4 protein-coding genes are annotated in these 5,318 nt (G+C 74.0%); 1 reads left to right on the top strand and 3 read right to left on the bottom strand.

Annotation, left to right across the window (positions count from 1 at the left end):
- Window positions 1–76: 76 nt before the first annotated feature.
- Window positions 77–1,255 carry a dihydrodipicolinate synthase family protein gene (locus AC2CJA_RS23775; RefSeq protein ID WP_484604728.1) on the bottom strand — a complete coding sequence of 393 codons (1,179 nt, stop codon included), beginning with the start codon at window positions 1,253–1,255 and terminating at the stop codon, window positions 77–79.
- The gene (locus AC2CJA_RS23770; protein ID WP_484604727.1) at window positions 1,252–2,421 is read right to left on the bottom strand and encodes a Gfo/Idh/MocA family protein; all 1,170 of its coding nucleotides are present in this window, start codon (window positions 2,419–2,421) and stop codon (window positions 1,252–1,254) included. The genes AC2CJA_RS23775 and AC2CJA_RS23770 overlap by 4 nt, the downstream gene beginning before the upstream one ends.
- A gap of 117 nt (window positions 2,422–2,538) precedes the next feature.
- On the opposite strand from AC2CJA_RS23770, the gene AC2CJA_RS23765 reads away from it, so the two are divergent.
- Window positions 2,539–3,615, top strand: coding sequence for a LacI family DNA-binding transcriptional regulator (locus AC2CJA_RS23765; protein WP_484604726.1), 1,077 nt, complete (start codon window positions 2,539–2,541; stop codon window positions 3,613–3,615).
- 82 nt (window positions 3,616–3,697) lie between these two features.
- On the opposite strand, the gene AC2CJA_RS23760 is transcribed toward AC2CJA_RS23765, so the two are convergent.
- The gene (locus AC2CJA_RS23760) at window positions 3,698–5,113 is read right to left on the bottom strand and encodes a S28 family serine protease (protein WP_484604725.1); all 1,416 of its coding nucleotides are present in this window, start codon (window positions 5,111–5,113) and stop codon (window positions 3,698–3,700) included.
- Between the last annotated feature and the right edge of the window lie 205 nt (window positions 5,114–5,318).

Here is a 5,318-nt window from a genome sequence, read left to right as displayed (position 1 = left end):
CGCGCGGGCGGCGGGCGGCGCGCGCGGCCGCGCGGCCCGCCGCCCCCGCCGGCACCGGGGGCCTCGGGGAACGCGTTCATGCCGCCACCCCGTACACCGCCAGCAGGTGCCGCATCCGCGCCTCGGCCGGCGCCGGGTCGGGGAACAGCCCCAGGGAGTCGGCAAGCTCGTACGCCCGTGCCAGGTGCGGCAGCGAGCGCCCGGACTGCATCCCGCCGACCATGGCGAAGTGCTCCTGGTGCCCGGCCAGCCAGGCGAGGAACACCACACCGGTCTTGTAGTAGCGGGTCGGGGCCTGGAACAGGTGGCGGGACAGCTCGACGGTGGGGTCCAGCAGCTTGCGGAAGCCCGCCGGGTCCCCGGTGTCCAGCACCCGTACGGCCTCGGCGGCCACCGGCGCCAGCGGGTCGAAGATCCCCAGCAGGGCGTGGCTGAAGCGCCCGCCGGCCGCGGGGTCCTCGCCCGCGATCAGTTCGGGGTAGTTGAAGTCGTCGCCGGTGTAGCAGCGCACCCCGCCCGGCAGTCTGCGGCGCAGCGCGACCTCGCGGCCCGCGTCCAGCAGGGAGATCTTGACGCCGTCGACCTTGTCGGGGTGCTCGGCGATGACGGCGAGGAAGGTCTCGGTGGCGGCGTCCAGGTCCTCGCTGCCCCAGTAGCCGGTGAGCGCCGGGTCGAACATCGGGCCCAGCCAGTGCAGGATCACCGGCTCGGACGCCTGGCGCAGCAGGTGCCCGTAGAGCTCCAGGTAGTCCTCGGGGCCCCGGGCGAGGGCGGCCATGGCGCGGGAGGCCATCACGATCGCCTGGGCGCCGGCCTCCTCCACCGCGGCGAGCTGCTCCTCGTAGGCGGCGCGGACCTCGTCCAGGGAGGCGGCGGGCCCGGTGAGCTGGTCGGTGCCCACGCCGCAGGCGATACGGCCCCCGCAGGCGGCCGCCTCGGCGGCGGAGCGGCGGATCAGCTCGGCGGCGGCGGCCCAGTCCAGGCCCATGCCGCGCTGGGCGGTGTCCATCGCCTCGGCCACGCCGAGCCCGTGGGACCACAGATGGCGCCGGAAGGCGAGCGTGGCGTCCCAGTCCACGGCGGCCGGGCCGTCGGGCGCCACGTCCGCGAACGGGTCGGCGACCACGTGGGCGGCGGAGAAGACCGTGCGGGAGACCAGCGGCGGGCTCCCGGCGGCGGGGACGGCGGGCACCGCGGGCTCGGTGCGGGGGGTGTACTCGCGCAGGACGCCGCAGGCGTCGGGCAGGCGGATCACAGGCTCAGCTCCGGTACGTCGAGACGGCGGCCCCCGGCGGCCGAGGCCAGGCCGAGTTCGGCGAGCTGGACGCCGCGTGCGCCGGCCAGCAGGTCCCAGGTGTAGGGCTCGTCCTGCGCCACGTGGCGCAGGAAAAGCTCCCACTGCGCCTTGAAGCCGTTGTCGAACTCCCCGCCCTCGGGGTGGTTGTCCGGCACCTCCTGCCACTGGTCGCGGAAGGACTCGGTGACCGGCAGGTCGGGGTTCCACACCGGCTTCGGGGTGGCGGAGCGGTGCTGGACGCGGCAGGTGCGCAGCCCGGCGACGGCCGATCCCTCGGTGCCGTCCACCTGGAACTCCACCAGTTCGTCGCGGTTCACCCGCACGGTCCAGGAGGAGTTGATCTGGGCGACGATCCCGCCCTCGAGGTGGAAGACGCCGTAGGCGGCGTCGTCGGCGGTGGCCTGGTACGGCTTGCCGTGCTCGTCCCAGCGCTGCGGGATGTGGGTGGCGGTGGCGGCCTGGACGGTGCGCACCGGGCCGAACAGCTCGTGCAGCACGTACTCCCAGTGCGGGAACATGTCGACGACGATGCCGCCGCCGTCCTCGGCCCGGTAGTTCCACGAGGGGCGCTGGGCGGGCTGCCAGTCGCCCTCGAAGACCCAGTAGCCGAACTCGCCGCGCACCGACAGGACGCGGCCGAAGAAGCCGCCGTCGATCAGCCGCTTGAGCTTGAGCAGCCCCGGCAGAAAGAGCTTGTCCTGCACCACGCCGTGCTTGACGCCGGCCTCGCGGGCCAGCCGGGCCAGCTCCAGCGCGCCGTCGAGACCGGTGGCGGTGGGCTTCTCGGTGTAGATGTGCTTGCCGGCGGCGATCGCCTTGCGGATGGCGGCCTCGCGGGCGGAGGTGACCTGGGCGTCGAAGTAGATCTCGACGCTCTCGTCGGCCAGTACGGCGTCGAGGTCGCAGCTCACGGCGTCGGGGTCGAGGCCGTGGCGCTCGGCGAGCGCCCTCAGCGCGTGCTCGCGGCGTCCGACGAGGACCGGTTCGGGCCACAGCACATCGCCGTCGCCCAGCTCCAGTCCGCCCTGCTCCCGGATGGCGAGGATGGAGCGGACCAGATGCTGGCGGTATCCCATCCGGCCGGTGACGCCGTTCATGGCGATCCGTACGACCCTGCGTGTCATGAGCTTCCCTCTCGCTTTAGAAAGCGCTTTCTATCCCAGGGCAAGCTAGCCTGCCCACAGCACTCACGACAAGAGCCGCAGACGACACCGCGGACGAGAACCGCACCGGAGGAATCGATGGCAGTGACGCTGGCGGACGTGGCGGCCCGGGCCGGGGTCTCGGCGGCCACCGTCTCGCGCGTACTGAGCGGCAACTATCCGGTGGCCGGGGCCACTCGCAGCCGGGTGCTGCGCGCGGTGGAGGAGCTGGAGTACGTCGTGAACGGGCCGGCCAGCTCCCTGGCCGCCGCCAGCTCCGACCTCGTCGGCGTCCTCGTCAACGACATCGCCGACCCGTTCTTCGGGATCATGGCAAGCGCCGTCCAGTCGGAGATGGAACCGGAGAAGGCCGGCGGGAAACTGGCGGTGGTGTGCAACACCAGCGGCTCCCCCGAGCGCGAACTGACCTACCTCACGCTCCTCCAGCGCCAGCGCGCCGCCGCCGTCGTCCTCACCGGCAGCGCGGTGGAGGACCCCGCGCACACCGAGGCGCTGTCCACCCGGCTGCGCCGGCTGGCCGCCGCCGGCACCCGCGTGGTGCTGTGCGGCAGGCCGCCGCTGCCGGAGGAGGACGGCGGCGGGGCCGGGGCCGGCGCGGCGCCGCTCACCGTGGCCTTCGACAACCGCGGCGGCGCCCGCCTTCTGACCGGGCACCTGCTCGCCCTCGGCCACCGCCGCATCGGCTACGTCGCGGGCCCGGCCGAGCGCACCACCACCCGGCACCGCCTGGAAGGCCACCGGGCCGCGCTGGCCGACCACGACCGCGCCCTCCTCGCGGAGGCCGAACGCCTCACCGTGCACGGCGCCTACGACCGCTCCTCGGGCTACGACGGCACCCTGGAGCTGCTGCGCCGCGAGCCGGGTCTGACGGCCGTGCTGGCCGCCAACGACACCGTCGCCCTCGGCGTCTGCGCCGCACTGCGCGAGGCGGGCCTGAGCATCCCCGGGGACGTGTCCGTGGCCGGCTTCGACGACCTGCCCTTCGGCGCGGACGCCTCCCCCGCCCTGACCACCGTCCGCATCCCCCTCCACGAGGCGGGCGCCCGCGCCGGACGGCTGGCGCTGGGCCGGGAGTCGGCGCCCCCCGGGGGCGTGGCGACCGTCCGCACCGAGCTGATGGTCCGCGCCTCGACCGCGGCCCCGCGCACCGGCTGACGCCCGCCGGGCGGCGCGGAACGCCGGTGGGCGCGACCGGAAGACCCGGTCGCGCCCACCGTTTCCGTGTGCGGGGCGCGCCTTACGGGCGCAGCATCCGCCGGTCGGCCTCGCCGGCCCGGTCCAGCTTCGCGTCGTAGGGCACGAGCGGAGCCGCCTTCCGCGCCGCCGACGCCTCGGCGTCCAGGCCGGCCCAGCGCATCAGGGCGCCGGTGGCGAGGGCCCTGTCGCCCTCCTCCAGGTCGGCGATGTCCGCGCCGTGGTTGGCGCCGGGCGCCGTCAGGACGTAGGAGTCCTCGCTGCCCCGGCCCAGCCGGAAGGGCTCCGCTCCCCACGGGTCGTTCTCGCCGTAGACGAACAGCATCCGCTCGGCGTCCTTGCGCACCCATCGGTCGATGTCGCGCATCGCCCGGCGGTCGAACCTCATCGGGATGTCGCGCGGGACGTAGGAGCGCGGGTCGTAGATGCCGGGGTGACGCAGCAGCCCGTCCAGGTGCGGGGTGTCGAAGCTCGGCGCGCCGAGCTGGGTGCCGGCCTGGTAGTAGTACGGCGTGTAGTACTCCAGGCCCTGGTCGGTGTAGAAGGAGAAGCCCGCCACCCGGTCCACGAAGTCGTACAGCTCGCCGGTGCTCGCGCCCGCCCCGGGCACCTGTCCGCAGTCGGACTCCGACCCGTACTGCCACCAGGCCCACACCAGGTCCAGGCCGACGTTCTCGAATGCCTTGTCGGCGCTGCCGACGACCTCGAAGGTGTAGCCCTCCTCCTTCGCCCATGCCTCGTAGCGGGCCACGATCTCGTCGCGGCGCACGAAGACCTCGCGCTGCACCGCGTTCAGCCGCTCGCGGCACTCGGCGGTGGAGACGGTGGCGAAGAACCCGTCGTAGGCCGAGTCCTCCCCGTCGTCGACGTCGTTGGGCGCGACGTAGGCGACCGTGCCGTCCATGTCGTGCGGGTAGAAGCGGCGGTAGTACGTGGCCGTCATCCCGCCCTTGCTGCCGCCGGTGGAGATCCACTCCCCGTCGTAGATCCGGTGCAGAGCGCGGAAGATCCGGTGCTGGTCGCTCGCCGCCTGCCAGATGTCGAGCTTGGACCAGTCGGCGGGCTCGGGCCGCGAGGGGGTGAAGAAGCGGTACTCCATGGAGACCTGGTTGCCGTCGGTCATCCGCGTCGGCTCGCTGCGCGCCGGGTTGGTGTTCAGCCCGTAGCCGGAGGTGTGGAAGACGGTGGGCCGGTCCTCACCCCTGTGCAGCACCGTCAGACGCTGCTCGAAGGTGCCCTTCCGGGGCCTGCGGTGGTCGACGGGCTGCCGGTAGCCCAGTACGAGGAAGCGGTAGCCGTCGACCGGTTTCTCCTCGATCAGGCGCATCCCCGGTATCGCGAGGATGCGGTCCTCGATGCCGGTCCCGGCCGCGGTGGCGGCCCCCGCCGACGCGCTGCCGACGCCGACGGCGCCGATGAGCACCAGCAGGGTCAGCAGCGCTCTGAGCGCCTTGCGCATCTGTGCCCTCCCGTGGGCTTGTCCGTGAACGCGGCGAACCTATCCGGCGCGACAGCGGCCCCGCCAGAGCGCGTTGGCGCCGGCGGCGGGATCGGGCGACCCGCGACCGGTGACGGCCCGCCGGACGGGGGAGCACCGGCGTGGCAACGAGCGCACGGCCCGCGACCACCCGCGCGACCGCCGCTGAGCGCGCCCCCCTGTGCCC

The organism is Streptomyces sp. ATLC9, assembly GCF_057196705.1.
This window is presented reverse-complemented; position numbering and strand designations above follow the sequence as displayed.